Raw genomic sequence first — 24,170 nt, 5'->3', positions numbered from 1 at the left:
CGGGCGCTCTCGTCAGGGGAGCGGCGTGTTGCGCCGCAGGCGCGACGTGTCGACGTTCTCGCGCGCCCCGCGGGCCACGCCGATGAGAAAGCCGACGCCCCACGCGAGGTGCATCGAGGGGATCACGACGAGGGCCCACAGTCGCTCCCGCCACCCGGGACCGGCGTGCCGGCCGAGCGCGTATGCGGCGACGAGCGCGAGGTAGGCGATGAGCGGGAGATTGACGATGGATGCCGCGAGCGCCCAGCCCCCCCACAGGACGCCGGTCGCCTGGAGCACGGCCACGACGAGCGCGAGCGCGACCAGGACGACGAGCGCGGGCGGGGCGAAGAAGCGCACGGAGTTGCGGCGTCCGTAACGGCGGACGAGCTCGCCGCGCCACGTCCCCGTCGAGCGGAACTGGCGGACGAGCCGCGTCCAGCGCTCCCGCGGCCAGTAGGCGACGGCGAGCTGCGGGTCGAACCACACGCGATACCCCGCGCGGCGGATGCGGAGGTTCAGCTCCCAATCCTCGCCGCGCCGGATCGACTCGTCGAAGAGGCCCACCTCGTCGAGCACCGCACGGCGGAGCACACCCAGGTACGCCGACTCGGCCGGTCCGTCGGCGCCGCCGGAGTGGTACGCACCTCCGCCGAGGCCGATGGGGGAGTTGTACGCCCGCGCGACGGCGCGCTGGAAGGGGGTGCGGCCTTGGGCGCGCATGACTCCGCCGACGTTCGCGGCGCGGGTACGCGCGAGTGTCGCCATCGCCTCCGCGGTGTAGCCGGGTTCGAGAGCGGAATGCGCGTCGACCCGCACGATCGTCGGGTGGGCGGCGGCGCGGATCGCGGCGTTGAGGCCGACGGGGATGTCGGCGGCGGGGTTCGCGATGAGACGGATCCGCGGATCGGCGTCGGCGAGGCGCTGCGCGATCGCGTCGGTTTCGTCCGTCGACGGCCCGAGCGCGAGGATCAGCTCGGTGGGCTCGGCCACCTCTTGGGCGAGGACGCTCGCCACCGCCGCCTCGAGGTAGCGCTCCTCGTTGAGGACGGGCATGACGAAGCTCACCCCTGATCCCGGCGGCGGGACGGGGGCGTCGCGCTGTCCGGGGGCGACCTCGTGCATCCGTCGATCATGTCACGCCGGCGCCCTCCCGACGCAGGCGGCCGGCGGCCGGCTCGTTAGGCTGGAGGGATGCCGGTGATCTCTGACGCACGCAAAGCGGTCGCGCTCCTGCGGAAGGCGCTGCGCACGCGCACGGCGGTCCGCGAGGTGCGCCGCGGCGTCGCGGAGCAGGGAGCTCTTCCCGCCGGGCGGTTCCGCGTGGCGGTGTACTTCGCCGACGGCGACGTCAACATGTACCAGATCCGCCAGTGGTACAAGCCGCTCGCCCATCTCGCCGCCCGGTGGCCGGTTCTCGTGCTTGCGCGCGCGGCGACCGGTGCTCGGGCGCTTCTGGCCGACGGCGAGCTGCCGATCGCGTTCGTCCCGACCATCCGCGACCTCGAGGACGCGATCGCCGAGCAGGACATCCGCGTTGTGCTGTACGTCAACCAGAACACCCGGAACTTCCAGATGTTCCGCTACGGGCGCCGCTGGCACGTGTTCATCAACCACGGCGAGTCCGACAAGATGTACATGACGACGAACCAGTTCAAGGCGTACGACTACGCCTTGATCGCGGGCGACGCGGCGCGCGATCGGCTCTCGCGGGTGCTGTGGGATTACGACCTCGACGCCCGAACGATCGAGATCGGCCGTCCGCAGGCCGACTACTACTCGGGCACACTGCCGTACACGCCCGACGAGCGCACCGTCGTGCTCTACGCCCCGACGTGGGAGGGCGACCGGCCGTCGGCGCACTACGGGTCGATCCGAACCCACGGCGAGGCGCTGACCGCGGCGGTGCTCGCATCGCCTTCCCACCGCCTGATCTACCGTCCGCACCCGCGGTCGGGCGTCGTCGACGAGGAGTACGGCGCCGCCAACGACCGGATCGTCGCCGCGATCGCCGCGGCCAACGCGGCCGATCCCACCGCGCAGCACGTCCACGACACGGGCGCGGAGCTCGGATGGCAACTCGCGGCGGCCGACGTCGCGGTCGTCGACATCTCCGCGATGGTCTACGACCGACTCGCGGCCGACAAACCCCTCATGGTGACGCGCCCCGTCGACCCCGAGGCGATCGTCGACACGCACGGTTACCTGTCGGATGCCGAGTGGCTGAGCGCCGAGGCATCCGTCACCTTCCTCGACGAGGCCACGCGGGTCCTCTCCGACCCCGGCGCGGTCGGCAAACTCGACGGCTGGGTGCGCCACTACTTCGGAGACACGGCGCCGGGAGCGGCGACCGCGCGCTTCGAGGCCGCGGTGGAGACGCTCATGGAACGGTGGGATGCCTGGCATGCCCGCTCCGCGACGGTGGACGGCGACGAGGCTCTCGACGACGAGGCCGAGCTCGACGACGAGTGAGACCCGCGCCCGCACCGCCGTGCGCGCCGACGGCGTCTCAGGCAGTGACGAGCCGTTCGATAGCGGCGAGGGGGATCGTGAGCCACCCCGGGCGGTGTCGGGCTTCGTAGATGGCCTCGTAAACGGCCTTGTCGAGCTCGAGCGCGTCGAGGACCGGCCCTGCCGGCTCGGTGCCCGAGGCGCCCGCGTAGCCCGCGAGGAACGCGGCGCGTGCCTCCGCCGCCCACGCGCCCGCGCGACGCGCCCGGTCGACGTCGCCGTCCTGCGCGAGCGAGCCGGCGACGTAATCGAAGGAGCGGAGCATTCCCGCGATGTCGCGGAGGGCGAGGTCGGGTTCGCGGCGCTCGTGCATGGGGCGCATCGGCTCGCCCTCGAAGTCGATGATCACCCAACCGCGTTCGGGCACGCGCAGCACCTGACCGAGGTGGTAATCGCCGTGGATGCGCTGCAGTGCGGGCCACGGCTCGGCGGCGGCCGCCCGGTACACGGCGCGGATGGCGTCCTGGTGCGTCGCGAGCTGCGGCACCTCGGTCAGCGCGATCGACAGCCGCCGCTCCCACGCCTCGGTGATTGCGCGGCGCGCGGCCGCGTCGGCGTCGGGCGTCGGGAAGAGCCGTGCGAGGTCGAGGTGCACGTGCGCGGTGGTGACTCCGAGGTCGGCGGCCGGGCCGGCGAAGTCCTCGCCCGCGGCGGCCGCAGAGAGCGCGACCGGCCAGGCATCCGGAGCGTCGGGGAAGAACTCCTGTGCGAACACGAGCGAGCCCGTCGCGGTCGTGCCCTGATCGCGGGGGTCCGCCCACGCGCCCTCGATGACGCCGACGACGGAGGGCACGCGCTGCGAGCCGACGGCGGAGAGCCGCGTCAGCAGCTCGATGTCGGGGTTGAGGCCGGCACTCAGCTGCCGGTACACCTTCGCGATGATCGGGTGACCGGCGGCCGGTCGATACACGATAGACGTGTTCGACTGCTCGCCGGCGAGGACCTGGGCGTCGGCCGGTGCGGACGCGGGGGCGATCCGGGCGAGGAGCGCGGCCTGGAAGGCCGGGTCGTGCGGCCCGTCGAGGAGGACCTCGCCGTCTGCCGTCGTCCCGATCGCGCCGGGGGAGGCGTCGGCCTCCTGCTCGCGGCGGACGACGATCGGAATCTGCAGCACGACGGGGGACGGTGCGGCGTCGTCCGAGACAACGAGGACCCGGATGCGCGCGGTCGGGTCGAGGGCGGGGCGCGCGTCGTCGGCGAGGAGACGCAGGCGAGGCGGACGCGCCGATCGCGTGTACCAGCGCTGACGCGGCAGCCACTCGGCCAGGAGCGTCAGTGCGGTGTCCATACGTCGAGGCTAGCCCGGTCCCGGTCCGCGTGCCGTGTCGGTGCGGGGGCTCAGGCGCCCGTGGCCAGCGCGACGATCGCGGTGATCGCCGAGACGGCGGCGAGAAGCAGCGCCACACCGATGAGCACGGCGTGCACGATCAGGAAGCGCGTCGGCTTGCCCTCGGCATCCCGTGCCCGCGGGTCCTTCGCCACACGTCCGTAGAAGCGCGGCCAGACGAGCGCGTTGAACGCCGCGTTGACGAGGAGGAGGGTGATGAGGAGCGCGGTCACGTCTCGAGCCTACGTGGCGCGAGCGTCAATCCCTGTCGGGCTCGGCCTGGTCGTCGGGCTCGGTCAGGTCGTCGGGGATCGGGGCCTCGACGTCGATCTCGATGGTGGTGTACTCCGTCGGCACGCTCAGCGAGATGCCCGCCGGAGAGAGGATGCCGAGGTCACCGGCATCCGGCGGCAGGACTTCGCCGGGCACACGCGGCTCCCACGGCTCGGCCGGCAGGCCCGCCCATTCGCTCGGTTCCTCGGGGCGACTCTGGAAGATACCCATACGCCTATTGTGCTCCGGCGGCGTCGTCGGCGGTGTCGTCGTCGGGCGCCTCGGCGTCCGGGTCTTCGGCGGCGGACGCCGACTTCTTGCGCCGGGACGGCTTCGCCGTCTGCACCGCCGTGCCCACCGCCGAACCGACGGCGCCGGCCGCGCGCCGCGTTCCGGCACCGATCGCGGAGCCCGCGCGGCGCACGGTGCCGAACGCCGTCGCCTCGAGGCGGCTCGCCCCCGGGCGGGGTTCGAGTTCGGCCGGGTAGGCGAGCGGGGCGGGGCCGAACGCGCGACGGGAGCCGGCCAGCACGCGACGGCCGAGGAGGTGGTTGCCCGCACCGCCGATCGCAGCGCCGATGCCGAACGGCAGGGCCTTACCGACGACGGAGGCGCCGCCCTTCGCGGCGAACTGATGGATGAACGCCGACTTCAACCGGTCGACGAGCGGACCCATCGCGGCACGGGGCAGCGATTTCGTGATCATCTCGCCCCAGTACGCCGATCGGGGGGCGCCCTTCCCGGACATCTGCTTGCCGAACTGCGCGACGAGGTCCACCCCCTCCTTGCCGAGCATGAGGGTGAGCACGAGCGCCCGTGCACGGTCGGGGTTCTCCACGGGGATGCCGTGCAACTCCGCCAGCGACTGCGCGAACAGGGCCGTCGCGTCGAGGAATCCGAGCGTCTCGACGCCCGACAGTGCGAGGGTCATGCCGGTGCCGATGCCCGGGATGACGGCAGTGGCGCCGACCGTCGCACCCGTCGTCGTCACCGCGGCGAGGTAGCGGCGCTCCAGCATGCGGACGATCTCCGCGTTCGTCGCGTGAGGGTGGCGCAGACGGATGCTCCGCAGATGCGCGACGACCGCGGGGCGCTGCACACGCAGCACGCCGTCGAGCGCTCGGATCGTGCGTGGGTGTTCGGACGATCCGGGCGGCGGAAGGCCCCCGTCCCACGAAGAATCGTCGGACATCGAGTGGATGCGGGGGACCTTTGCCATGTCGCGCTCGATCCTATGGATGACCCCTGAGCGCGCGCTGGACGTTCACGAGCGCTGCCGAGAGCGGATCAGACGAACTGGTTGGCGCGCTCGAGGTCTTCCGCGAAGTCGACCTCGACGGCGTAGAGGTCGGAGATGTCGAGCGGCGCGAGCAGCAGACCGTTCTCGACGATCGCGAGCTCCAGTCCGCGCTCGAAGTAGTCCTGGTCGTCGACCCGGCCCAGCTGCGCGATGAGCGCGCGCTTGTCGGTGCTCGAGATGTAGTTGATGCCCACGGCCTCGCCGATGCCGCCCTTGACGGTCTTCGACAGCTCCTTGATGAAGCCCTCGGCGTCGACCGTGTACTTGACCTCTTCGTCGCTCACCTTGGCGGTGTTGACCGTCACGAACGACTGGTCGCGCTCGATGAGGGCGATCGCGCGGCCGAGGACCCGCGGGTCGAACACGACGTCGCCGTTCATCCAGAGCACGCCGCCCTTACCGGTGGCCTTCAGTGCGCGCAGCAGGCTCTTCGAGGTGTTGGTCTGGTCGTAGCGCTCGTTGTGCACGTAGTCGACGTGGGGGAAGGCGTCGATGATCGTCTCGGCGCGGTAGCCGACGACGGTGGTGATCCGCGCGCTCGACCCGAACGCTGCAGCGATGTTGTCGTGCTGCTGACGCATGATCGTGCGGCCGTCGCTCAGCTCGGTGAGCGGCTTGGGCAGGCTGCGGCCAAGGCGTGAGCCCATGCCGGCGGCGAGGATCACGGTCTGAAGGGTCGCGCTTTTGTGCGTCACGGGGTACTCCTGGAGGTTCTGTTCACTGTCCGTTCGACAGTCGGACACTCCTTCGTGCCATCCGCAATGGTAGCGAAGGCGCCTGGGAGGGCGCAGGAAGTGCCCGGTCCGTTGCCTTTTCGTGACATTCGCGGTAAGGATCGTCACGCGCCGGAACCACCCGGGCGAGGATGGGAAGCCCTTGCTAGGTTGGACGGGTGACCGCCTCACTGCCGCTGCCCGAGGACCTCGGGAACGATGCCGGGGGCGACGTCCGTCCGGATTCCTCGGCGCCGGCGAAGAAGGCATCCCGGCAGGCGTCCCGCCCCCGTGCGATCCGCGCGCCGCGGGGAGCGACGCCTCCCGTCGCCCAGGTCGTCCCCCCGCCCCCGGCGCTCTCGGCTGCAGAAGCGGCCGCCGAACGCGAGGCGCGCGCCTCCCAGGCGTCCCTCGACGACATCGTCGTCGCGCCCGACCTCGTCGTGCCCCCGCGCCCGCCCCTGCCGGAGCCCGAGGCAGAGACCGAGGTCGATTCCGAGACCCCGGCCGCCGAAGACTCCGTCCCGCCCCTCGACGACCCCGCCCCGGCCCTCGACGATCCCGCGCCGGCCGTCGATGACCTCGCGTCACTTGAGATCGACGTCGATGAGGCGGTCCCCGCGCTGCGTGTGCGGGGCGTCACGAAATCCTTCGGTCAGAATCGCGCCGTCGACGGTCTCGACCTCACGATCCCCGCCGGCACGTTCTACGGGATCGTCGGCCCCAACGGCGCCGGCAAGACGACCGCCCTGTCGATGATCGCGGGCCTCCTCCGGCCCGACGCGGGCTCGATCGAGGTCGCGGGTGTCGACCTCGGCGCGGACACGGCGCGCGCGAAGCGCCAGATGGGCATCCTGCCCGACCGGCTCCGCACGTTCGACCGGCTCACGGGACGGCAGCTGCTGTACTACTACGGCGTCCTCCGGGGCCTCCGCTCCGCCGTCGTGGAGTCGCGGACCGCCGACCTCGCGCGCGCGTTCGATCTCACCGACGCGCTCGGGCGTCAGGTCTCCGACTTCTCCACGGGTATGACGAAGAAGATCATGCTCGCGGGCGCCATGATCCACTCGCCGCGCGTCCTCGTGCTGGACGAGCCCTTCGAGTCGGTCGACCCGGTCTCGTCCGCGGTGATCCTCGACATCCTCTCCGCCTACGTCGCGCACGGCGGCACGGTCATCCTCTCCAGTCACGGCATGGAGCTCGTCGAGCGCGTCTGCAGCGGCGTCGCCGTCATCGTGGCGGGGCGCGTGCTCGCCGCGGGCACGGTCGACGAGGTCCGGTCGGGCCGGACCTTGACCGAGCGATTCATCGAGCTCTCCGGCGGTCCGAACGACGCGGAGGGCCTGGAGTGGTTGCACACGTTCTCCGACTGAGACTCGACCTCTTGATCGGCGCGCTCCGCGGGGATCGCCGTGCCGTCGTCCGCCGTCTGATCGGTGCGCTCGCGGTGATCGCCGCCGTCGTCGCGGTCTTCGTCGCCGCCCGGAGGCTGAGTGCGGTGGATGCCGAGGCGGCGCAGGCGGTCACGGTCATCGCGGGCTCGGCGCTCGTCCTCGGCGCTTTCGTCGCGGCGCTCATCGGCAGCACCGACGACCAGCTCGACCCGCGGCGTTTCGCCGTCTTCGGGGTGAGCCCCGGGCGCACGGCGGCGGTGATCCTCCTCGCGAGTCTCCTCAGCGTCCCCGTCCTCGCGCTCATCGCCATCGGCGTGGCGGTCTTCCTCCTCTGGACCGCGCAGGGCGCCGCGGCGCCGCTCACCGCCGTCGCGGTGATACTGGGCATCGTCACCGTCATCCTCGCCGCGAAGACCGGGCACGCACTGGCCGGCCTGATCCTCCCCGCGCGACGCACGCGAGAACTGACCGGGCTGCTGCTCGTCGGCGTGATCGTGATCGCCGTCCCGCTCGCGGTCTTCCTCGTCTCGCTCAACTGGCGCCGCGGCGAGGTCCCGGCCGAACTCGCCGAGGCCGTCCGCGTCCTGGCCGTCTCGCCTCTCGGCGCGGCGTGGGCGGTGCCGGGAGCGTCGGTCCTCGGATCGGCGACCGGTTCGCTCGTCGTCGCGGCGGGCACCGTCGTCGTGCTCGCCGGAGTGTGGGCACTTCTCGTGCGGAGGATCCTGACGACCACGACCCGCCCCGACGCCGGACGCGAGCGCGCCGGGCTCGGATGGTTCGCCCTCACCCCGGGCACCCCCGTCGGGGGCGTGGCCGCGCGCAGCCTCCTGTACTGGTTCCGCGACCCGCGCCACCTCGTGAACCTCCTCGTCGTGCCGATCGCCGCGATCGTCGTCGTGCTGCCGCTCCTTCTCGTCGGCGTGCCGATCGCGTACATCGCGCTCGTCCCCGCGCCGCTCATGGCGTTGCTCTTCGGCTGGCTGCCGCACAACGACCTCGCCTACGACTCGACGGCGGTGTGGATGCACGTCGCCTCTGCGGTCCGGGGAGCCGCCGACCGCCTCGGCCGACTCGTGCCCGTCTTCCTGGTCGGTGCCGCTGCCCTCGCCGTCGCCGTGCCGGTGACGGGATCTCTCCACGGCGACGTCGCGATGCTGCCCGCGCTCGCGGGTGTGTGCGCGAGCCTGTTCCTGTGCGCGCTCGGCCTGTCATCGCTGTCGTCGGTCATCGCGCCGTACCCCGTCTCGCGTCCGGGCGACAGCCCGTTCGAGCAGCCCCAGCGCACCGGCGGGGGCCTCGCCCAGGGCGTCGTGCTCGTCGGCGCGCTCGGCCTCAGCCTCCCCGCGCTCTGGTACGGCTGGCGGGCGCTCGCGGGCGATACGGATGCCGCCCTCACAACCCTTTGGATGGGACTCGGGGTCGGCCTCGTCGTGCTGCTCATCGGCATCCTCGCCGGCGGTGCCGTCTTCGACCGCAGCGGCGGGCGGCTGATGGAGTTCGCCGAGTCGACGTGACCGGCCCGCGCGTCGGTGCCCGCCGGTAGACTCGAGTGCCATGAGCACACCCCTCGATCGCCCTGACGAGGGCGGCACGCTGACCCTCGACCGCGAGCTCGAAGAGCTCCTGCGCGAAGAGAACATCGAGCCGGGCGATCACGAGCGGTTCTCGCACTATGTCAAGAAGGACAAGATCCTCGAGTCGGCGATCACCGGAAAGCCGGTGCGCGCGCTGTGCGGCAAGAAGTGGACCCCGGGCCGCGACCCGGAGAAGTTCCCCGTCTGCCCCACGTGCAAGGAGATCTACGAATCCCTGATGGGCTGAGGGCGCTTCAGGCGTCGATGTAGACCGTCGGCAGCGCCGGGTCGGAGCGGCTGAGGGCGAGCGCCTTCACGGGCAGCTCCTCCCGCACGCGGGCGTGGTGCGCGCGTGCCGCCTGCACTCCGTCGGGCCCTTCGTATGCGGTGTCGATCTCACCGTTCTCGACGAGGGTCACCTGCAGCGCGCGGGCGTCGGGGTGGTCGGAGGCGGTCTGGACGGCCTCGAACCCGTCGGAGACGGCGATCAGCTCGCTCGTCGCCGTGCCCTCATCGAGAGTGCGGAAGGCGGCCTTGCGCCCGCCCTTCGACGCTTTGTCGGTGGATGCCTTCGCCACCGCGACCCAACCTCCTGCGGCATCCTGCCGCGCGACGAGCTTGTAGACCATCCCCGCGGTGGGAGCTCCCGACCCCGTGACGACGGACGTGCCCACGCCGTACGCGTCGACGGGGGAGGCGGCGAGGGCCGCGATCGCGAACTCGTCGAGATCGCTCGTGACGGTGATCTTCGTGCCGGTCGCGCCGAGCGCGTCGAGCTGTGCGCGCACCTCGGCGGCGACCGTCGGGAGGTCGCCCGAGTCGATGCGCACCCCGCCGAGCTCGGTCCCCGCCACACGGACGGCGGTCGCGACGCCCTCGCGGATGTCGTACGTGTCGATGAGGAGCGTGGTCTTCACCCCGAGCGCCTCGATCTGGCTTCGGAACGCCTCTTCCTCGGTGTCGTGCAGGAGTGTCCAGGCGTGGGCGGCGGTGCCCATCGTCGGGATGCCCCAGGTGCGCCCCGCTTCGAGGTTGCTCGTCGCGCCGAACCCGGTGATGTAGGCGGCCCGCGCGGCGGCGACCGCCGAGTACTCCGCAGCGCGGCGCGATCCCATTTCGGAGAGCGGCCGGTCGCCGGCGGCGATGCTCATGCGCGCGGCGGCGTTCGCGACGGCGGAGTCGTGGTTGAGGATCGACAGGGCGAGCGTCTCGAGGACGACGGCCTCGGCGAAGGTCCCCTCGACCGTGAGGATGGGCGAGCCCGGGAAGTAGAGCTCGCCCTCGCGATAGCCGCGGATCGTCCCGGTGAACCGGTAGCCCTCGAGGAACGCGACGGTCTCGGGGCTCACGACCTTCTCGTCGCGGAGGTAGCGCAGCTCGTCGTCATCGAACCGGAAGTCGCGCAGGGCCGCGAGAAGCCGTCCGGTGCCCGCGACGACCCCGAAGCGGCGCGCACCGGGCAGGCGCCGACCGAACAGTTCGAACACCGAGCGTCGCGATCCGGTTCCGTCGCGGAGGGCCCCGTCGATCATCGTGAGCTCGTAGCGGTCGGTCAGCAGCGCCGTGGATCGCGTCATGACGTCACTCTATCGACGGCCCGGTAGGCTGGGGGATCGTGACGGATGCGCCGATCGGGATCTTCGACTCCGGGGTCGGCGGGCTCACCGTCGCCCGCGCGATCTCGCAGCTTCTCCCACGGGAGTCGACCCTCTACATCGGCGACACCGCGCATTCCCCGTACGGGCCGAAGCCCATCGCCGACGTCCGCCGCTACAGCCTGGAAGTCCTCGACACGCTCGTCGACGACGGCGTGAAGATGCTCGTGATCGCGTGCAACACGGCATCCGCCGCCATGCTCCGCGACGCGCGTGAGCGCTACGACGTCCCGGTGGTCGAGGTCATCGGGCCCGCGGTCCGCACCGCGATCTCGACAACACGGAACGGCCGGATCGGCGTCATCGGCACCGCCGGCACGATCGGGTCGGGTGTCTACCAGGACATGCTCGGCGTCAACGCGAACCTCTCCGTCTTCGCCCAGGCGTGCCCGCGCTTCGTGGAGTTCGTCGAGGCGGGCGTCACCGACTCGCCCGAGGTCCTCGCCGTCGCGGAGGAGTACCTCGCGCCGCTCCGCCACGCCGGCGTCGACACACTCGTCCTCGGCTGCACGCACTACCCGTTCCTCGAGGGGGCGATCAGCTACGTCATGGGCGAGGGTGTCTCGCTCGTCTCGAGCGATACCGAGACCGCCAAGGACGTGTACCGCCAGTTGGTGTCGCGTGATCTTCTCGCCGGGCCGGATGCGGTGGTCACGCACGACTACGAAGCCACCGGCGACTCCGCCGACGACTTCCTCCGCCTCGCCGACCGGCTGATGGGGCGCGGTGTCTCCGCCGTCCGCCTCGTCCAGACCGGCGCGATCGACCTTCCGAAGGGAACCCCATGACCGATTCCACCTCCGCAGTCACCGTCCGCGCCGACGGTCGCGCCGTCGACGAGCTGCGCCCCGTCACCGTCGAGCGCGGGTGGAGCGCGCACGCCGAAGGGTCGGCGCTGATCTCCTTCGGCGGCACGAAGGTGCTCTGCACGGCATCCTTCACCGGCGGCGTCCCGCGCTGGCTCACCGGCAAGGGCAAGGGCTGGGTCACCGCCGAGTACGCCATGCTCCCGCGCGCCACGAACAGCCGCAACGACCGCGAGTCGATCAAGGGCAAGGTCGGCGGCCGCACGCACGAGATCTCGCGCCTGATCGGCCGCGCCCTCCGCGCCGTCGTCGACACGAAGGCGCTCGGCGAGAACACCATCGTCATCGACTGCGACGTGCTACAGGCCGACGGAGGCACCCGCACCGCCGCGATCACGGGGGCCTACATCGCCCTCGCCGACGCGATCGAGTGGGGCCGGGCGAAGGGGCTCGTCGGCAAGAACGCGAAGCCGCTCCTCGACTCCGTCGCCGCCGTCTCGGTCGGGATCATCGACGGCGAGCCGATGCTCGACCTCGCCTACGTCGAAGACGTCCGCGCCGAGTCCGACATGAACGTCGTCGTCACCGGCCGAGGCCTGTTCGTCGAGGTCCAGGGGACGGCCGAGGGGGCGCCGTTCGACAAGCGCGAGCTCGACGCGCTGCTCGAGCTCGGCCTCGCCGGGTGCGCGGAGCTCCGCGACATCCAGGCGGGCGCGCTCGGCGAGAAGGCACCTGTCGGTGAGGGAGTACCGAACGGGTAGGCTCGTCGGCGACCGGAGGTACTGATGGCACGGCAGATCGTCCTCGCGACGCACAACCCGCACAAGGTCGAGGAGTTCGCGGCGATCGTCGCGGCGACCCGCCCCGACATCGAGGTCGTCGGCTATGACGGCCCTGAACCCGTCGAAGACGGGGTGACCTTCGCCGAGAACGCGCTGATCAAGGCGCGCGCCGCCGCGGCGCACACCGGGCTCCCCGCGCTCGCGGACGACTCCGGCATCTGCGTCGACGTGCTCGGCGGCTCGCCGGGCGTGTTCTCGGCGTACTGGGCGGGCCACCGGAAGGATGCCGCCGCGAACGTCGACCTCCTCCTCGACCAGCTCTGGGACATCGCCGACCCGCGCCGCGCGGCGCAGTTCGTGTCGAGCATCGCGCTCGTCGTGCCGAGCGGCGAGGCGGCGGAGCCGCGTGAGCACGTCGTCGAGGGCGTGTGGCCGGGGAGGGTCGCGACCGTGCGCGCGGGCGCGGGCGGGTTCGGCTACGACCCGATCTTCATCCCCGATGATCAGCCGGACGGTGCCGCGCGGACTGCGGGCGAGTTCACTGCGGAGGAGAAGAACGCGGCGTCGCACCGCGCTCGCGCGTTCGGCGCGCTCGCGCCTCTCCTGTCCGAGCTGTGAGGCGGCACGCTCCCGCGACCGCACGCGGCGCGACTGAGAATCGGACTCATTCCCGACTGGCGGCGAACACGGCACGAACGCGGCGCGCGGACGTTCATCCGCTCTAGCCTCGAGGTATGCACGATCACGCGCACGGCGCTGCGGCGGTCTCGGGGGTGCGCGGGCAGGCGAACCACCGCCTCCTCGCGATCTCGCTGTCCCTGACCGCGACCGTCATGATCGTCCAGGTCGTCGGCGCCGTCCTGACCGGATCGCTCGCGCTGCTCGCCGACGCGGCGCACATGTTCGCGGATGCCTCGGCGCTCGTCATCGCCCTGGTTGCGAGCCTCGTCGCGCGGCGGCCCGCCGACGAGAGGAACACCTACGGCTATCAGCGTGCCGAGGTGTTCGGGGCGCTCATCAACGCGGTCATCCTCATCGTCCTGTGCGTCTGGATCGCCGTCGAGGCGATCGAGCGGCTCCTGAACCCGAGCGGCATCGAGATCGCCGGCCCCCTCATGATCGCGGTGGCGGTCGTGGGTCTCGTTGCGAACGCGATCTCGATGTGGCTCCTCTCCGCCGCGCAGCGCACGTCGATCAACGTGCGCGGCGCGTACCTCGAGGTCCTCGGCGACCTCATCGGCTCGGCCGTCGTGATCATCGCGGCGATCGTCATCACGCTCACCGGCTGGATGCCGGCGGATGCCCTGGCATCCCTCCTCATCTCCGTCATGATCGTGCCGCGCGCCGTGTCGCTCCTGCGCGAGGTGTTCGCGGTGCTCGCCGAGCGGGCACCAGAGGGAACCGATGTCGGCACGATCCGCGAGCACATCCTGGGCACCGAGGGCGTCGCGGACGTGCACGACATCCACGTCTGGCAGCTCACGCGCGGCGCGCCGGTGTTCACCGCGCACGTCGTGGTGGAACCGCAGGTGCTCGCCGAGGGGCGCGCCCCCGCGCTCCTCTCGCGGCTGCAGACCTGCCTCGCCGAGCACTTCGACGTCGAGCACTCGACGTTCCAGCTCGAGCCTGTCGGGCATCGCGAGCACGACGCCCACTGACTGCGTCATGCTGCCTCCTGTGGCACGATGCAGGGGATGAGTACCCCGGCAGACGAGCTCGCGGCGCTCCGTTCGCGCGCCTACGGGCCGCGCGCCGACATCGACGACGATCCGGCGGCGCTGGCGCGGCTGCGCGAGCTGGAGGCGATGCAGAGGCGCGGACGCACCGTGACCGACGACGCCCCGCAGACGGTGCCGGCGCCCGCTGCCGTCGGTTCGGCCGCACCCGCCCCGGACGCGGGCGCCGACGCGTCCGACGCGGAGCGGGAGGACGCCACCGATCGCGATGCCGGGTCCGATGGTTTCGCCTCGGACGCGCCACCGCCTCCGCGCCCGATCGCGCGCGGCTGGATGATCGCCTGGGCGGCCTCGATCCTCGTCGTCGCCGTCACCGTCGGGGCCGTCGTGTTCGGTCTCGCGTCGATCCGCCCCGTGGATCCATCGAGCGGCGCCGCGCAGGTCGACACCCTCACGCCGAACGAGGCGACTCTCGACGGGATGGAGTGGATCAAGCGGTGGTACGGCACCGATGACAGCGTCCGCGGGTGGATCTACGACGGCCTCGCGGTCGTGCGGACGCCGATCGGCATGTTCGGGACGGGCTCGGACTGCCTCACCGTCGTCCCGGTGGATGCCTACAGCTCCGCCGACCAGTCCATCTCGGGGCCGATCTACTCAGGCTGCTCGGCCGGCTCATTTCCCGCGACGGTCGAGTTCGTGATCGATCGGGAGATGCCCGAGGAGCTGCGCGAACGGTTCGGGGAGGGCACGGCGCTGAGCTTCGTGCTCCGTGGCGACGCGGTGGGCGTCTTCCACGACGACCGGCCCGCGGTCACGCCGACGCCGACGATCCGTCCCCTGGCGCCGTGACCTCGTGCGGGGACATGTCACCCCGCACTCCGCGCCACCGTGCGTGACGGAGCGTCCCACCGGGCGTGAACTCCGCGAACTCGACCTCGCCGACGACCTCGGGCCGCAGCCACAGCGCGTCCGAAGCATCGGCCGCGGGAACCCCGACGAACGGATTCTCGTCGCTCCGAAGCGGCGTGAGCAGCGCGTCGAGACGCGCGAGCTCGCGTTCGGTGAACCCCGAGCCGACGCGTCCGACGTACCGGATCCCCTCCGGTGAGGGGATGCCGACGAGAAGCGACCCGATCGACCCCGCGCGCCCACCCTTGCCCGGGCGGATGCCGCCGATGACGACATCCTGTGTGTCGGTGAGTTTGACCTTGAGCCACTCCTCCGACCGCGTTCCGCGCCGGTACGGCGATCGCGGGTCCTTCACGACGACACCCTCGAGGTGGAGCTCCCGCGCCGCGGCGAGGGCGGCGTCGACGTCGTCGGCGACCGGGGGGACCACGATCGCGGGGATCGCTCCCGCGGCGAGAGTCTCCAGGCGCGCGCGACGATCTCGGAGCGACAGTGCGGCGATGTCGTCGCGGCCGATGCGCAGCGCGTCGAACAGCAGCAGGGAGACGGGGGTGCGCGCGCTCTCCCGCTCGATCTCACGGGGCTTCGTCAGGTGCATGCGCGCCTGAAGGCGCGAGAAGCTCGGGCGTCCCGCGGCATCCATCGCCACGATCTCGCCGTCGACGACGGCGGGTTCCTCGCCGAGTCCGGCATCGACGGAGGTGAGTTCGGGGTAGCGCGCCGTGATGTCGGTGCCGCTGCGTGCGCGCAGGCTGAGGCGACGACCGTCCCACGTCGCGATCGCGCGGATGCCGTCCCATTTGAACTCCACCCATGGGGCGCAGGGGTTGACCGAGACACCGTGGTCGCCCGCGTCGCCCCAGCGCGCCGCGGCAGCGGCCGCGACACCGGGCGTGGCGGGCACCGCGAGCATCGGCGCGTCGCCGCGCGATCGGTCCTGCGCCGGGCGAGGGCGAAGAGCGGGCGGAGCGGACGCCGCTCCTGACCGCGGGTCGTCGGCGAGCGCCATCCGGTGCAGAAGCCACTGCGACTTCTCTCCCGCCGGGTCCTCGCCGGCGCGGGAGGTGCGGATGAGGGCGAAGCGCCCCGTCCCGAGCGGGCCGCCCGCGCGCCCGTGCGCGGTGAAGATCACCTCGTCGTCGCGCCACTTCTCCGCCGTGTAGGTGCCTGTGTCCCAGACGGTCATCGTGCCGGCGCCGTACTGGCCCGCGGGGATGGTGCCGGCGAAGTCGAGGTAGGCGAGCGGATGGGGCTCGGTCATGACGGCGAGGTGGTTCCGTTCGCCGTCGGCGGGGATGCCGCGGGGCACCGCCCAGCTCACGAGCACGCCGTCTCTTTCGAGTCGGAGGTCGTAGTGGAGCCGGCGGGCATGGTGCTCCTGGACGACGAACCGCGGGGCGCCGGGCGGCGCCCCGCGACCGGGCGCGCTTTCCGTCGTCCCGGACGGGAAGGGCTCGGGCGTCTTCCCCTCGGTGCGCTTGTCGACGTAGGCGCGGAGCGCGAGCGCGGCGTCGCTCGCCAGCGGGGCGAGGAGGTCGCCGTCCTGCTCGACGCGCGCGAGCACCTCGTCCGCCAGGAGGTGGCGGAGGGCGGGATCGTCGAGCTCTTCCCACGTGCGCGGTGCCGCGACCCAGGGCCGATCGCGTCCTCGCAGCGAGTACGGGGCGATCGTCGTCTTCGCCGCATTGTTCTGGCTCCAGTCGACGAAGACCCGCCCCGGGCGGATCGCCTTCGCCATGGCGCTGACGACGAGGTCGGGGTGATCGGCTTCGAGCGCGCGGGCGAGTTCGCGAGCGAACGCGGAGATGTCCTCGCTCGAGCGGGTGCCGTCGAGGGGCGCGTACAGGTGGATGCCTTTCGACCCGCTCGTCACCGGCCGCGGCACCATTCCGACGCCGTCCAGGATCTCCCGCGCCCACCGGGCGACCGCGGCGCACTCGGCGAGCCCGACGCCGTCGCCCGGGTCGAGGTCGAGGACGAGGCGATCGGGCATCCCGCGCCCTCCGGTCTCGTCGCCCGCGCCGTCGAAGCGCCACTGCGGCGTATGGAGCTCGAGGCTCGCGACCTGCGCGAGGTAGACGAGCCCGGCGGTGTCGTCGACGAGCGGGTAATCCTTCGCGCCGCCGGAGTGATCGATCGGCGCGCGGCGCAGCCAGTCGGGGGCGCCCGCCTCGAGGTCCTTCGCGAAGAACCGGTCGCCACCGGTGCCGTCCGGCCAGCGGATGCGGGTCACCGGCCGCCCGCGCAGGTGCGGCAGCATGACGTGCGCGACCCGGGCGTAGTAGTCGATCACCTCGCCCTTCGTGGTGCCCGAGGTGGGGTAGAGCACCTTGTCGAGGTTCGTCAGGCGCAGCCGTCGCCCGTCGATCTCGACGAGCTGTCCGCGGTCTGGCATGCGGCCAGGCTAGCCGCAACCCCTGGCGCCGGCCCGCGCAGCCGGTGTTCACTGGGAGCATGAGAACGATCTGGAAGGGTGCGCTCACGTTCGGACTCGTCAACGTGCCGGTGAAGGTGTACTCGGCAACTGAAGACCACGATGTTCCGCTGCATCAGGTGCACGCAGCCGACGGCGGGCGCATCCGCTACCAGCGCATCTGCGAGCTCGACGGTGAGGTCGTGCCCTACGCCGAGATCGACAAGGCGTACGACGACGGTGAGCGCACCGTCGTGCTCACCGCCGAGGACATCGCTTCGCTGCCCGCAGAGAAGAGTCGCGAGATCGAGGTGGTCGAGTTCGTCCCGAGCGACCAGATCGATCTGCTCACGCTCGACAAGGCGTACTACCTCGAGCCCGATTCGACGTCGCCGAAGGCATACGTCCTCCTGCGGAAGACGCTCGAGCAGACCGACCGCACGGCGATCGTGCGGTTCTCGCTCCGCCAGAAGACGCGCCTCGCCGCCCTCCGCGTGCGCGGCGACGTCCTCGTGCTCCAGACGCTCCTGTGGGCCGACGAGGTGCGTGAGGCATCCTTCCCCTCGCTCGACGAACCGGTGAAGATCTCCGCCAAGGAGCTGGAGCTGTCGGCATCCCTCGTGGAGAGCTTCTCGAGCGATTTCGATCCGGACGAGTTCGTCGACGAGTACCAGCAGGAGCTCAGGACCCTCATCGACGCGAAGCTCGACAAGGGCGACGCGCTCGACACGTCCGAGACGTTCGGTGACCAGGCGGAGAAGAAGGATGCCGGGGAAGAGGTCATCGACCTCATGGCGGCGCTCAAGGCGAGCGTCGAGCGCAGTCGCGCGGCGCGGGAGGGCGCGGCGTCCTGATCAGCGGTCGTCGCCCTGCGGGGCCGGTCGTGGGGCGTCATCTTGTTCGGCGAACATGTCCTGTTCCGTGAAGACCTCGGGAGCGACGCGGTGGACCTCCGGCGCTGCCTCGAATGCTTCGGGGTCGAGCGCGAGCGCGGCGACGGCCTCGGCGTCGTCCGCGATCGCTTCGCCTTCCGCGACCTCGTTCTTCACCTTGCGGCGCTCGGAGAGGTAGTGCCAGAGCGTGATGAGCGCGGTGCCGCCGACGGCGGCGAGGAGGATCAGGTCGATGTACTTCGTCACGAGGTCGGCAACCCACGGGATGTAGGCGATGAGGTAGCCGATCATGGTGAGCCCGAAGCCCCACAGGAATGCGCCGATGAGGTTGTAGAGCGAGTAGCGGCGCCACGGCATGTGCCCGACGCCCGCGGCGACCGGCGCGAACGTTCGGACGATCGGGACGAAGCGGGCGAGGATGACCGTCAGGCCTCCGTAACGCTCGAAGAACGCGTTCGTGCGCTCGACGTTCTTGCGGCTGAACAGACCCGATTCCTTGCGTTCGAACACCGCCGGCCCGCCCTTGTGCCCGATGAGGTAGCCGACCTCGCCTCCCGCGAACGCGGCGAGGGCGATGAGCGTGCACACGACCCAGATGTTGACGCCGAAGATGTCGTTCGTGTGGGTGAGCAGGCCCGAGATGATGAGGAGCGTGTCGCCCGGGAGGAGGAACCCGACGAGCAGGCCCGTCTCGGCGAAGATGATGAAACACACCACGGCGAGCGCCCAGGGACCGGCGGCGCTAATGATGTTCTCGGGATCGAGCCACGGGATGAGGGCCAGAGAGTGCACGAGGGTCCCATCGGTCTGCAGGGGTAGGGTCTGCGACGCAGACGCTTCGAGCGTAGCCTGAGCGGCCCCGATTCATCCCTGTGCGAGCGCCGTGACCGTCCGTGATATTCACAGGGGTCACGCCGTGCGGAAGGTGGGACTTGAACCCACACGCCCGAAGGCACAGGAACCTAAATCCTGCGTGTCTGCCGATTTCACCACTCCCGCGAGGAGTGCTCAGTCTACCGGGGCGCTGTCGCGCATCTCGGTCGCGGTCGTGCTCGCGGTCGTGCTCGTCGCCGCGGCGGCGCGGGCGCGGCGCGGCGATCCGCCGATGATCCAGTATCCGAGGCCCACGAAGACGGCTCCGCCCACGAGGTTTCCGAGTCCGACCCAGAGGAGGTTGGTGCCGAACAGTGCCCACGTGGCATTCGGGTCGCCGGAGAAGAGCCCGACTCCGTAGGTCGTCATATTGGCGACGACGTGCTCGAAGCCCGACGAGATGAACGCGAGGATCGCGGCGAAGATGAGGAGGATCTTCGCGACGTCGGAACGCACGCGCGCGCACATCCAGATGGCGAGGCAAACGAGCAGGTTGCAGAGGATGCCGCGGACGAACAGCTCGACGGGGCCCTCCTGCGCCTTTGCGGCGAGCATGTCGGAGAGCATCTTCCCGGCGGGGGCGTTGGAGTGCAGCACGCCCGACGCGACGATGAGTCCGGCGAAGACGAGGGCGCCGAGGAGGTTCGCGACGAAGGTCGCGGCGATCGTCCCCGCCGCGCGCCACGGCGTGACGGCGCGCATGAGCGCGCCCTGGGGGAGCGTCATCATCGCCGAGGTGACGAGGTCGGCGCCCGCGAACACCACGAGAGTCAGCGCGACGCCGAAGACGAGACCGCTCACGAGTTTTGCGAGACCGTCGCCCGCAGCGATCAGGGGGCCTGCGGTGGAGACCATGAGGATCACGCCGACGCCGATGTAGGCTCCGGCGAGCATGCCCGACAGCAGGAAGCGCCCCGGCGAGCGCAGCGCGTCGGCCTTGTGCACGGCGGCATCCGCCTGCACGTCGAGGGTCTCGGGTATCGTCAGCACGATCCGTCAGTCTACCTGTGGTCAGACCACAGCGTCAAGGGCCGCCGGGCGTCCAGGCTGTGGATAACTCCGGCGCGGCGGGCGGCGACATTGTCAGGATGCCGGGGTGAGCCTCACCGTCCCCCCGCCCGCATCTGCCGCCGCGGCATCCGCCGTCCAGGCCGTCGCCGAGCGCGTGCGCGAGCGTCTGCGCGGCGAAGAGGCCGACCCGCTGCGCACGCCCGAACGGGCCCGCCAGATCGCGCTCGCCGAGGTGCGCCGCCACAACGACTTCGCCCTCGCGCGGGGTCTCGAGGTCATCGATGACGAGTCGGGATGCGTACGCGACGTCCTCGCCCGCGTGTCCGGGTACGGACCGCTCCAGGCGCTCCTCGACGACCCCGAGGTCGAGGAGATCTGGATCAACGATCCCGCGACCGTCTTCGTCGCCCGGGCGGGACGCAGCGAGCGCGTCGCCCTGCGATTGACCGAGGACACGGTGCGCGACCTCGTCGAGCGGATGCTCCACGCCACCGGACGGCGCATCGACTTGAGCCAGCCGTTCGTCGACGCGTCGCTGCCGGACGGGTCCCGTCTTCACGTCGCGATCCCCGATACTGGCAGAGTTCCATATTCGATCGGGCACAGTTCGTGGCCGTCCCCGTCCTGGAGCGTTCATCGTGAGCGCCTTGCGGGTGGGCTACGCGCGTTGTTCGACGGCTGAGCAAGACCTTGAAGTTCAGCGTCGCGAGCTTGCCACCCTTGGCGTGGATCCTGATCGGATCTATGTCGATCACGGCCTATCGGGGGCGACGCGTGACCGCCCAGGACTAAGGGAGGCGCTTGCTGCCGTTCGTGACGGGGACGTCCTAGTTGTGACGAAACTTGATCGTCTTGCCCGATCGGTTCGGGACGCCTCGGAGATCGTTGAGGATCTGACGGTTCGAGGCGTCGTGCTTCAGATAGGAACCAGTGTGCACAACCCGCACGATCCGATCGGTCGTCTGTTGTTCAACGTCCTCGCGATGGTGGCTGAGTTCGAATCCGACCTGATCCGGGCACGGACGCGCGAAGGCATGGCGGTTGCTCGGGCGAAGGGGCGCTTACGTGGTCGAGCGCCGAAACTAACGCGAAGTCAGCGAGCCTTGCTGGTGGACTTACACGCGAAGCAAACTCACTCAGTGCAGGAGATCTGCGAGCTGTTCGGCATCTCGCGTGCGACGGTCTATCGCGAGCTCGAGCGGGCGAGGACGACGGAGGGCGTCACTGATCGGGATTCCGCTCGGGAGCGGGCATGAGGTGGGCGGGTTCGATCCCGAGCGCGTTCGCGAGATCGTATAGACGCTCGAAGCTGATCCCGCGGTCACCGTGCTCAAGGTGAATCAGCATGTTTCTTGTCACGCCGGATTCCAGCGCGAGTGCCTCCTGCGTGAGTCCTGCACTCAGCCGCGCGGTGCGCACTGCGTGACCGACCAGAGTTCGCGCCTCCTTCCACGCGGAGCGCTGCTCAGGAGTCGTTTGAGAGGCGGGGACCGGCACCAGACCATTCCCATGCAATAGTGCACTAAAGTCAGCCCTACTAGTTATGCATCGTGAATTCTTGCGTCGGAGAGTGAGGCTGATGCGTCCGATGACGCAAGAGAACGGATCGAGCCCAGCAGTGATCACGGTCGCCGCTGACCAAGCCGGCGCGGTGCGTATCTGCCTAGGTGACAAGGTGCTGGTCGAGCTTTGCGCGAGTGTCGCGGGCGTAGCCCCACCGCCCTCGGGCGCAGGCGAGCGTCAGTTGAATCCAATGCCGCAGCCGCCCCCGCGCGCTAGACGCCCAAACCGGCGGACGCAGGGATCGGTGCGAGACGATACCGACGTCGGCTCGTGCGCAGCGGATCCGCCGGTGACAGCACGAGTGGTGTTCGATGTCGCTCAGCCGCTGTACGACTACTTGGCGCGGTACGCCGACGAGGTTGCCAACCAAGTTGGCGTTGCGCGGGTGCCGCGAACCGATGTCATGCGCGCGCTGGTGCTTGCCCTGGCCAGCTCAAGGGATGTGCAGGCAACGGTAGGTGTCATCCTTGCCGGAGGGCGCGGAGTGCGTAGACCGCCGTCAGCATGGAGCGTGTGAAAGCTAGGCCGCACGAAGCATCCGGGCTCAACGCGCGTGGCCGTGCGACCTGTGCGCGCTTCAGTCGTCCGGTTGTGTCATGCATCGGGGAGTGCCACGTGAGCTTCGCGAGGCTCCAGGTCGAGCGCGGCCGTCGCAGTTCGGTCGGTCGGGTCCACGGCGTCGACGCGTCGAAGGACGGCCACGGCGTGGTGCGGCGAGGGTTCCCCAGAGCGCCGTAGCACGTGGCTGGATCGGGCGAAAAGCCGCTCGTTTTCGCCGGGTCGGGCCTCAGAAAGAGCAACTGGCCCACCAGCGTTGGTCGCGAGTTTCTTCAGTACTTGCTTGTGTCAAGGCCGCTACACTCAGCGCCATCTGCTGATTGGGAAACGGGGAGAAGATGACGGTCGTTCCTGTCGCCTATGAGATTCCAGACGACATCCTCGCGGGGCTCCTATCGGGCGAGTACATGCGCTTTGGAAGCGTGGTGCGAGATGGAACGAAAATCATCATGCACCTCAAGGAGGTCGCACCTCCTATCAAGGAGCTTGGTCCAGAGGGCGGCGCCACGCTCGCCATCGGGGCGGCGCTCAAGAACCCGAAGGTGCTCATCGGACTCGGAACCGCCACGGTGATTGCCGTTGGCTCTGTTGCGATATGGGCTGTCGCAAAGAGCAAGAAGCCAGCTGAGCCCGAGGTGCCGGCCTCTGTCGTGGAGTACAACGAGGCGCTAGCTGCTTACCTTGGAGCGATCCAGGAGGGCACCTTGACCGCGGCCGTCCTTGACCGCCTAATTGCAGCCCTGGACGCTATCAAGGATGACTCCGTTGAGGGCGGCATAAGAGTCGAGTTCTCGGTCGAGCAGTCCGCCGCACTGGTGGACTTGGCTGTGGACTTCACCAAACGACTCGCCGACGCCAACTCGGTACGGCTCGACGACTGGCAGTTGAGCATCGTGCCGGAGTCGAACCCGATCATCGACCTGCGCCAGTGGCTGGAGCTTCAGAAGCGCATTGTCGAGCCTGATGACGAGCTTGGCAGCTCCCACAGTGTCGCCTGACTCGCGTAAGCGGACGCGGCCCGACCCCACGTTGGTTCGGGCACTGCCACGACCCGACGATCTCCCAGTCGGGAATCAGTACGAGTACGCGAATCGGCTGTCTGTCTTCGAAGACCTTCCGATGGCGTGGGGTCAGTGCGGCATTGCGATGGCTCAAGGTGTCTCCTGAAATAGATCGGTGGCCGGCCGCGTTTGCGGCCGGCCACCGATGAATGGGGGTGGGGAGGGTGCTCTACTTGGCGTCTTGCGCTTCGTGGAAGGAGAGTGCCGGCTCGAGCCAGGCATCGAGCCCGGCCCCCTGGAGGGCAGCCTGCTCAACGCTGATCCAGCCGTCGCCCATGGGGCGGTCTGTCCCCATCAGCGCGGGGTGGCAGCCGGGGCGCGCGAGCAGATCCTTCGCGGCCGTGGGATCAATGCGTAGCAGGAGCGCTCCATCCCGGCGCGCGGCGACGACCATGCGTCCCTCGACCATGAAGGACACGCCGCCGAACATCGGCACCTCGCGAGGGTCGCGGTCACTTAGCGCTTCACGTACCCGCTCGACAAGGTCCTTCTGGGCCGTCATCGCCCGCCCTTTTCGATGTACTCGGGTCCGCTGTAGTGCAGGTTCAAGGACGTGATGCGCCCGCCGTCGAAGGTGAAGAACTCCGCGAAGGTCATCGGGCCGCCGGGCATGGTTGCGGTGTAGAGCACGGCCGATCCGTGAGGACTGTGCACGTCATGGATGATCTCGATCTCCTGGACCGTCCCGATGAAGCCGGCTACGCCGATCAGGAAGCCCTCGGTCGCATCGGGGAGATGTCCAGCGAGGGAGCCGGTGAAGTCGAGGTGGTCGCCAAGCAGGGGCCGCAGGGTGGCCCCGTCCTGGTAGTCATCGGTGCCGGACTCGAGGATCCGGTAGTAGTCCTTGAGGACCTGTGGCGCTTCGGAAGACAGCGTGGCAGGCATGACTCTCCTTG

At 70.3% G+C, this 24,170-nt stretch carries 26 protein-coding genes and 1 tRNA gene; 13 read left to right on the top strand and 14 right to left on the bottom strand.

All coding sequences use genetic code 11. From position 1 onward, the window contains the following. Window positions 1-12: 12 nt before the first annotated feature. Window positions 13-1,104: a glycosyltransferase family 2 protein gene (locus ACRVYW_RS02110; protein ID WP_431801221.1), complete on the bottom strand. Its 1,092-nt coding sequence runs from the start codon at window positions 1,102-1,104 to the stop codon at window positions 13-15. Window positions 1,105-1,173: 69 nt separating this feature from the next. Here ACRVYW_RS02110 and ACRVYW_RS02105 point away from each other — a divergent pair, with 69 nt between their 5' ends. Next, window positions 1,174-2,451: a CDP-glycerol glycerophosphotransferase family protein gene (locus tag ACRVYW_RS02105; RefSeq protein WP_431801219.1), complete on the top strand. Its 1,278-nt coding sequence runs from the start codon at window positions 1,174-1,176 to the stop codon at window positions 2,449-2,451. 37 nt (window positions 2,452-2,488) lie between these two features. Here the strand turns inward: ACRVYW_RS02105 and ACRVYW_RS02100 are convergent, their stop codons facing one another. From ACRVYW_RS02100 to ACRVYW_RS02080, 5 genes are all read right to left on the bottom strand, one after another. Continuing rightward, window positions 2,489-3,778, bottom strand: coding sequence for a maltokinase N-terminal cap-like domain-containing protein (locus ACRVYW_RS02100; protein ID WP_431801217.1), 1,290 nt, complete (start codon window positions 3,776-3,778; stop codon window positions 2,489-2,491). Window positions 3,779-3,828: 50 nt separating this feature from the next. Continuing rightward, entirely contained in the window at window positions 3,829-4,050 is a 222-nt protein-coding gene (locus tag ACRVYW_RS02095; RefSeq protein ID WP_431801215.1) for an SCO4848 family membrane protein, read from the bottom strand. Window positions 4,051-4,075: 25 nt separating this feature from the next. Beyond that, the gene (locus ACRVYW_RS02090; protein ID WP_431801213.1) at window positions 4,076-4,321 is read right to left on the bottom strand and encodes a hypothetical protein; all 246 of its coding nucleotides are present in this window, start codon (window positions 4,319-4,321) and stop codon (window positions 4,076-4,078) included. A gap of 4 nt (window positions 4,322-4,325) precedes the next feature. Beyond that, a complete protein-coding gene (locus ACRVYW_RS02085; RefSeq protein WP_431801211.1) occupies window positions 4,326-5,309 on the bottom strand; it encodes a hypothetical protein in 984 nt (327 codons plus the stop codon). Window positions 5,310-5,377: 68 nt separating this feature from the next. Continuing rightward, on the bottom strand, window positions 5,378-6,085 hold the full coding sequence (locus ACRVYW_RS02080; protein ID WP_431801209.1) for an NTP transferase domain-containing protein: 708 nt from the start codon (window positions 6,083-6,085) through the stop codon (window positions 5,378-5,380). A 197-nt stretch (window positions 6,086-6,282) separates the two neighbouring features. Between ACRVYW_RS02080 and ACRVYW_RS02075 the strand changes: the two genes are divergently transcribed. The 3 genes from ACRVYW_RS02075 to ACRVYW_RS02065 are packed head-to-tail and all read left to right on the top strand — an operon-like array spanning window position 6,283 to window position 9,318. Beyond that, window positions 6,283-7,476, top strand: coding sequence for an ABC transporter ATP-binding protein (locus ACRVYW_RS02075; RefSeq protein WP_431801208.1), 1,194 nt, complete (start codon window positions 6,283-6,285; stop codon window positions 7,474-7,476). Window positions 7,477-7,487: 11 nt separating this feature from the next. After that, window positions 7,488-9,011: a hypothetical protein gene (locus ACRVYW_RS02070; RefSeq protein ID WP_431801206.1), complete on the top strand. Its 1,524-nt coding sequence runs from the start codon at window positions 7,488-7,490 to the stop codon at window positions 9,009-9,011. A gap of 40 nt (window positions 9,012-9,051) precedes the next feature. After that, entirely contained in the window at window positions 9,052-9,318 is a 267-nt protein-coding gene (locus tag ACRVYW_RS02065; RefSeq protein ID WP_431801204.1) for a DUF3039 domain-containing protein, read from the top strand. A gap of 7 nt (window positions 9,319-9,325) precedes the next feature. Here ACRVYW_RS02065 and ACRVYW_RS02060 read toward each other — a convergent pair whose 3' ends face one another. Continuing rightward, entirely contained in the window at window positions 9,326-10,648 is a 1,323-nt protein-coding gene (locus tag ACRVYW_RS02060) for a nicotinate phosphoribosyltransferase (protein ID WP_431801202.1), read from the bottom strand. A gap of 38 nt (window positions 10,649-10,686) precedes the next feature. Between ACRVYW_RS02060 and murI the strand changes: the two genes are divergently transcribed. From murI to ACRVYW_RS02035, 5 genes are all read left to right on the top strand, one after another. After that, the gene (gene murI / locus ACRVYW_RS02055) at window positions 10,687-11,514 is read left to right on the top strand and encodes a glutamate racemase (protein ID WP_431801201.1); all 828 of its coding nucleotides are present in this window, start codon (window positions 10,687-10,689) and stop codon (window positions 11,512-11,514) included. Then, the gene (rph, locus tag ACRVYW_RS02050; RefSeq protein ID WP_431801199.1) at window positions 11,511-12,293 is read left to right on the top strand and encodes a ribonuclease PH; all 783 of its coding nucleotides are present in this window, start codon (window positions 11,511-11,513) and stop codon (window positions 12,291-12,293) included. The genes murI and rph overlap by 4 nt, the downstream gene beginning before the upstream one ends. Before the next feature lie 24 nt (window positions 12,294-12,317). Continuing rightward, window positions 12,318-12,932: an RdgB/HAM1 family non-canonical purine NTP pyrophosphatase gene (gene rdgB, locus ACRVYW_RS02045; protein ID WP_431801197.1), complete on the top strand. Its 615-nt coding sequence runs from the start codon at window positions 12,318-12,320 to the stop codon at window positions 12,930-12,932. A gap of 116 nt (window positions 12,933-13,048) precedes the next feature. Beyond that, window positions 13,049-13,972 carry a cation diffusion facilitator family transporter gene (locus ACRVYW_RS02040; protein WP_431801195.1) on the top strand — a complete coding sequence of 308 codons (924 nt, stop codon included), beginning with the start codon at window positions 13,049-13,051 and terminating at the stop codon, window positions 13,970-13,972. Between the two features lie 36 nt (window positions 13,973-14,008). Continuing rightward, the gene (locus ACRVYW_RS02035) at window positions 14,009-14,842 is read left to right on the top strand and encodes a spermidine/putrescine ABC transporter permease (protein ID WP_431801193.1); all 834 of its coding nucleotides are present in this window, start codon (window positions 14,009-14,011) and stop codon (window positions 14,840-14,842) included. Here the strand turns inward: ACRVYW_RS02035 and ACRVYW_RS02030 are convergent. Beyond that, window positions 14,805-17,297, bottom strand: coding sequence for an ATP-dependent DNA ligase (locus ACRVYW_RS02030; RefSeq protein WP_431801191.1), 2,493 nt, complete (start codon window positions 17,295-17,297; stop codon window positions 14,805-14,807). The two genes, ACRVYW_RS02035 and ACRVYW_RS02030, sit on opposite strands and share 38 nt — an antisense overlap. A 59-nt stretch (window positions 17,298-17,356) precedes the next feature. Here ACRVYW_RS02030 and ACRVYW_RS02025 point away from each other — a divergent pair, with 59 nt between their 5' ends. Then, the gene (locus ACRVYW_RS02025; RefSeq protein WP_431801189.1) at window positions 17,357-18,169 is read left to right on the top strand and encodes a Ku protein; all 813 of its coding nucleotides are present in this window, start codon (window positions 17,357-17,359) and stop codon (window positions 18,167-18,169) included. Here the strand turns inward: ACRVYW_RS02025 and ACRVYW_RS02020 are convergent, their stop codons facing one another. From ACRVYW_RS02020 to ACRVYW_RS02010, 3 genes are all read right to left on the bottom strand, one after another. Beyond that, on the bottom strand, window positions 18,170-19,000 hold the full coding sequence (locus ACRVYW_RS02020) for a DedA family protein (protein WP_431801187.1): 831 nt from the start codon (window positions 18,998-19,000) through the stop codon (window positions 18,170-18,172). Window positions 19,001-19,125: 125 nt separating this feature from the next. After that, a tRNA-Leu gene (locus ACRVYW_RS02015) sits at window positions 19,126-19,207 on the bottom strand. Between the two features lie 9 nt (window positions 19,208-19,216). Then, complete coding sequence (locus tag ACRVYW_RS02010; RefSeq protein WP_431801185.1) at window positions 19,217-20,071, bottom strand: formate/nitrite transporter family protein; 855 nt, start codon at window positions 20,069-20,071, stop codon at window positions 19,217-19,219. A 106-nt stretch (window positions 20,072-20,177) separates the two neighbouring features. On the opposite strand from ACRVYW_RS02010, the gene ACRVYW_RS02005 reads away from it, so the two are divergent. Together ACRVYW_RS02005 and ACRVYW_RS02000 are read left to right on the top strand one after the other, a co-directional pair. Continuing rightward, the gene (locus ACRVYW_RS02005; protein ID WP_431801183.1) at window positions 20,178-20,774 is read left to right on the top strand and encodes an ATPase, T2SS/T4P/T4SS family; all 597 of its coding nucleotides are present in this window, start codon (window positions 20,178-20,180) and stop codon (window positions 20,772-20,774) included. Beyond that, window positions 20,731-21,348: a recombinase family protein gene (locus tag ACRVYW_RS02000; RefSeq protein ID WP_431801181.1), complete on the top strand. Its 618-nt coding sequence runs from the start codon at window positions 20,731-20,733 to the stop codon at window positions 21,346-21,348. Before ACRVYW_RS02005 ends, ACRVYW_RS02000 begins: the two co-directional genes overlap by 44 nt. Here ACRVYW_RS02000 and ACRVYW_RS01995 read toward each other — a convergent pair. Next, the gene (locus ACRVYW_RS01995) at window positions 21,314-21,589 is read right to left on the bottom strand and encodes a helix-turn-helix domain-containing protein (protein WP_431801179.1); all 276 of its coding nucleotides are present in this window, start codon (window positions 21,587-21,589) and stop codon (window positions 21,314-21,316) included. The two genes, ACRVYW_RS02000 and ACRVYW_RS01995, sit on opposite strands and share 35 nt — an antisense overlap. 962 nt (window positions 21,590-22,551) lie before the next feature. Here ACRVYW_RS01995 and ACRVYW_RS01990 point away from each other — a divergent pair. Next, window positions 22,552-23,211, top strand: coding sequence for a hypothetical protein (locus ACRVYW_RS01990; RefSeq protein ID WP_431801177.1), 660 nt, complete (start codon window positions 22,552-22,554; stop codon window positions 23,209-23,211). A gap of 232 nt (window positions 23,212-23,443) precedes the next feature. On the opposite strand, the gene ACRVYW_RS01985 is transcribed toward ACRVYW_RS01990, so the two are convergent. Then, complete coding sequence (locus tag ACRVYW_RS01985) at window positions 23,444-23,776, bottom strand: TfoX/Sxy family protein (RefSeq protein WP_147051082.1); 333 nt, start codon at window positions 23,774-23,776, stop codon at window positions 23,444-23,446. After that, a complete protein-coding gene (locus ACRVYW_RS01980) occupies window positions 23,773-24,159 on the bottom strand; it encodes a hypothetical protein (RefSeq protein ID WP_048544915.1) in 387 nt (128 codons plus the stop codon). Before ACRVYW_RS01980 ends, ACRVYW_RS01985 begins: the two co-directional genes overlap by 4 nt. Window positions 24,160-24,170: the final 11 nt, after the last annotated feature.

The sequence above is a fragment of the Microbacterium sp. bgisy203 genome, assembly GCF_965345155.1.
Taxonomy (GTDB): domain Bacteria; phylum Actinomycetota; class Actinomycetes; order Actinomycetales; family Microbacteriaceae; genus Microbacterium.
This window is presented reverse-complemented; position numbering and strand designations above follow the sequence as displayed.

Coding starts and splice junctions, on each gene's coding strand:
- ACRVYW_RS02110 (WP_431801221.1), bottom strand. CDS start 1,104: ATGCACGAGGTCGCCCCCGGACAGCGCGACGCCCCCGTCCCGCCGCCG.
- ACRVYW_RS02105 (WP_431801219.1), top strand. CDS start 1,174: ATGCCGGTGATCTCTGACGCACGCAAAGCGGTCGCGCTCCTGCGGAAG.
- ACRVYW_RS02100 (WP_431801217.1), bottom strand. CDS start 3,778: ATGGACACCGCACTGACGCTCCTGGCCGAGTGGCTGCCGCGTCAGCGC.
- ACRVYW_RS02090 (WP_431801213.1), bottom strand. CDS start 4,321: ATGGGTATCTTCCAGAGTCGCCCCGAGGAACCGAGCGAATGGGCGGGC.
- ACRVYW_RS02085 (WP_431801211.1), bottom strand. CDS start 5,309: ATGGCAAAGGTCCCCCGCATCCACTCGATGTCCGACGATTCTTCGTGG.
- ACRVYW_RS02065 (WP_431801204.1), top strand. CDS start 9,052: ATGAGCACACCCCTCGATCGCCCTGACGAGGGCGGCACGCTGACCCTC.
- ACRVYW_RS02060 (WP_431801202.1), bottom strand. CDS start 10,648: ATGACGCGATCCACGGCGCTGCTGACCGACCGCTACGAGCTCACGATG.
- rph (WP_431801199.1), top strand. CDS start 11,511: ATGACCGATTCCACCTCCGCAGTCACCGTCCGCGCCGACGGTCGCGCC.
- rdgB (WP_431801197.1), top strand. CDS start 12,318: ATGGCACGGCAGATCGTCCTCGCGACGCACAACCCGCACAAGGTCGAG.
- ACRVYW_RS02040 (WP_431801195.1), top strand. CDS start 13,049: ATGCACGATCACGCGCACGGCGCTGCGGCGGTCTCGGGGGTGCGCGGG.
- ACRVYW_RS02035 (WP_431801193.1), top strand. CDS start 14,009: ATGAGTACCCCGGCAGACGAGCTCGCGGCGCTCCGTTCGCGCGCCTAC.
- ACRVYW_RS02030 (WP_431801191.1), bottom strand. CDS start 17,297: ATGCCAGACCGCGGACAGCTCGTCGAGATCGACGGGCGACGGCTGCGC.
- ACRVYW_RS02025 (WP_431801189.1), top strand. CDS start 17,357: ATGAGAACGATCTGGAAGGGTGCGCTCACGTTCGGACTCGTCAACGTG.
- ACRVYW_RS01990 (WP_431801177.1), top strand. CDS start 22,552: ATGACGGTCGTTCCTGTCGCCTATGAGATTCCAGACGACATCCTCGCG.
- ACRVYW_RS01985 (WP_147051082.1), bottom strand. CDS start 23,776: ATGACGGCCCAGAAGGACCTTGTCGAGCGGGTACGTGAAGCGCTAAGT.
- ACRVYW_RS01980 (WP_048544915.1), bottom strand. CDS start 24,159: ATGCCTGCCACGCTGTCTTCCGAAGCGCCACAGGTCCTCAAGGACTAC.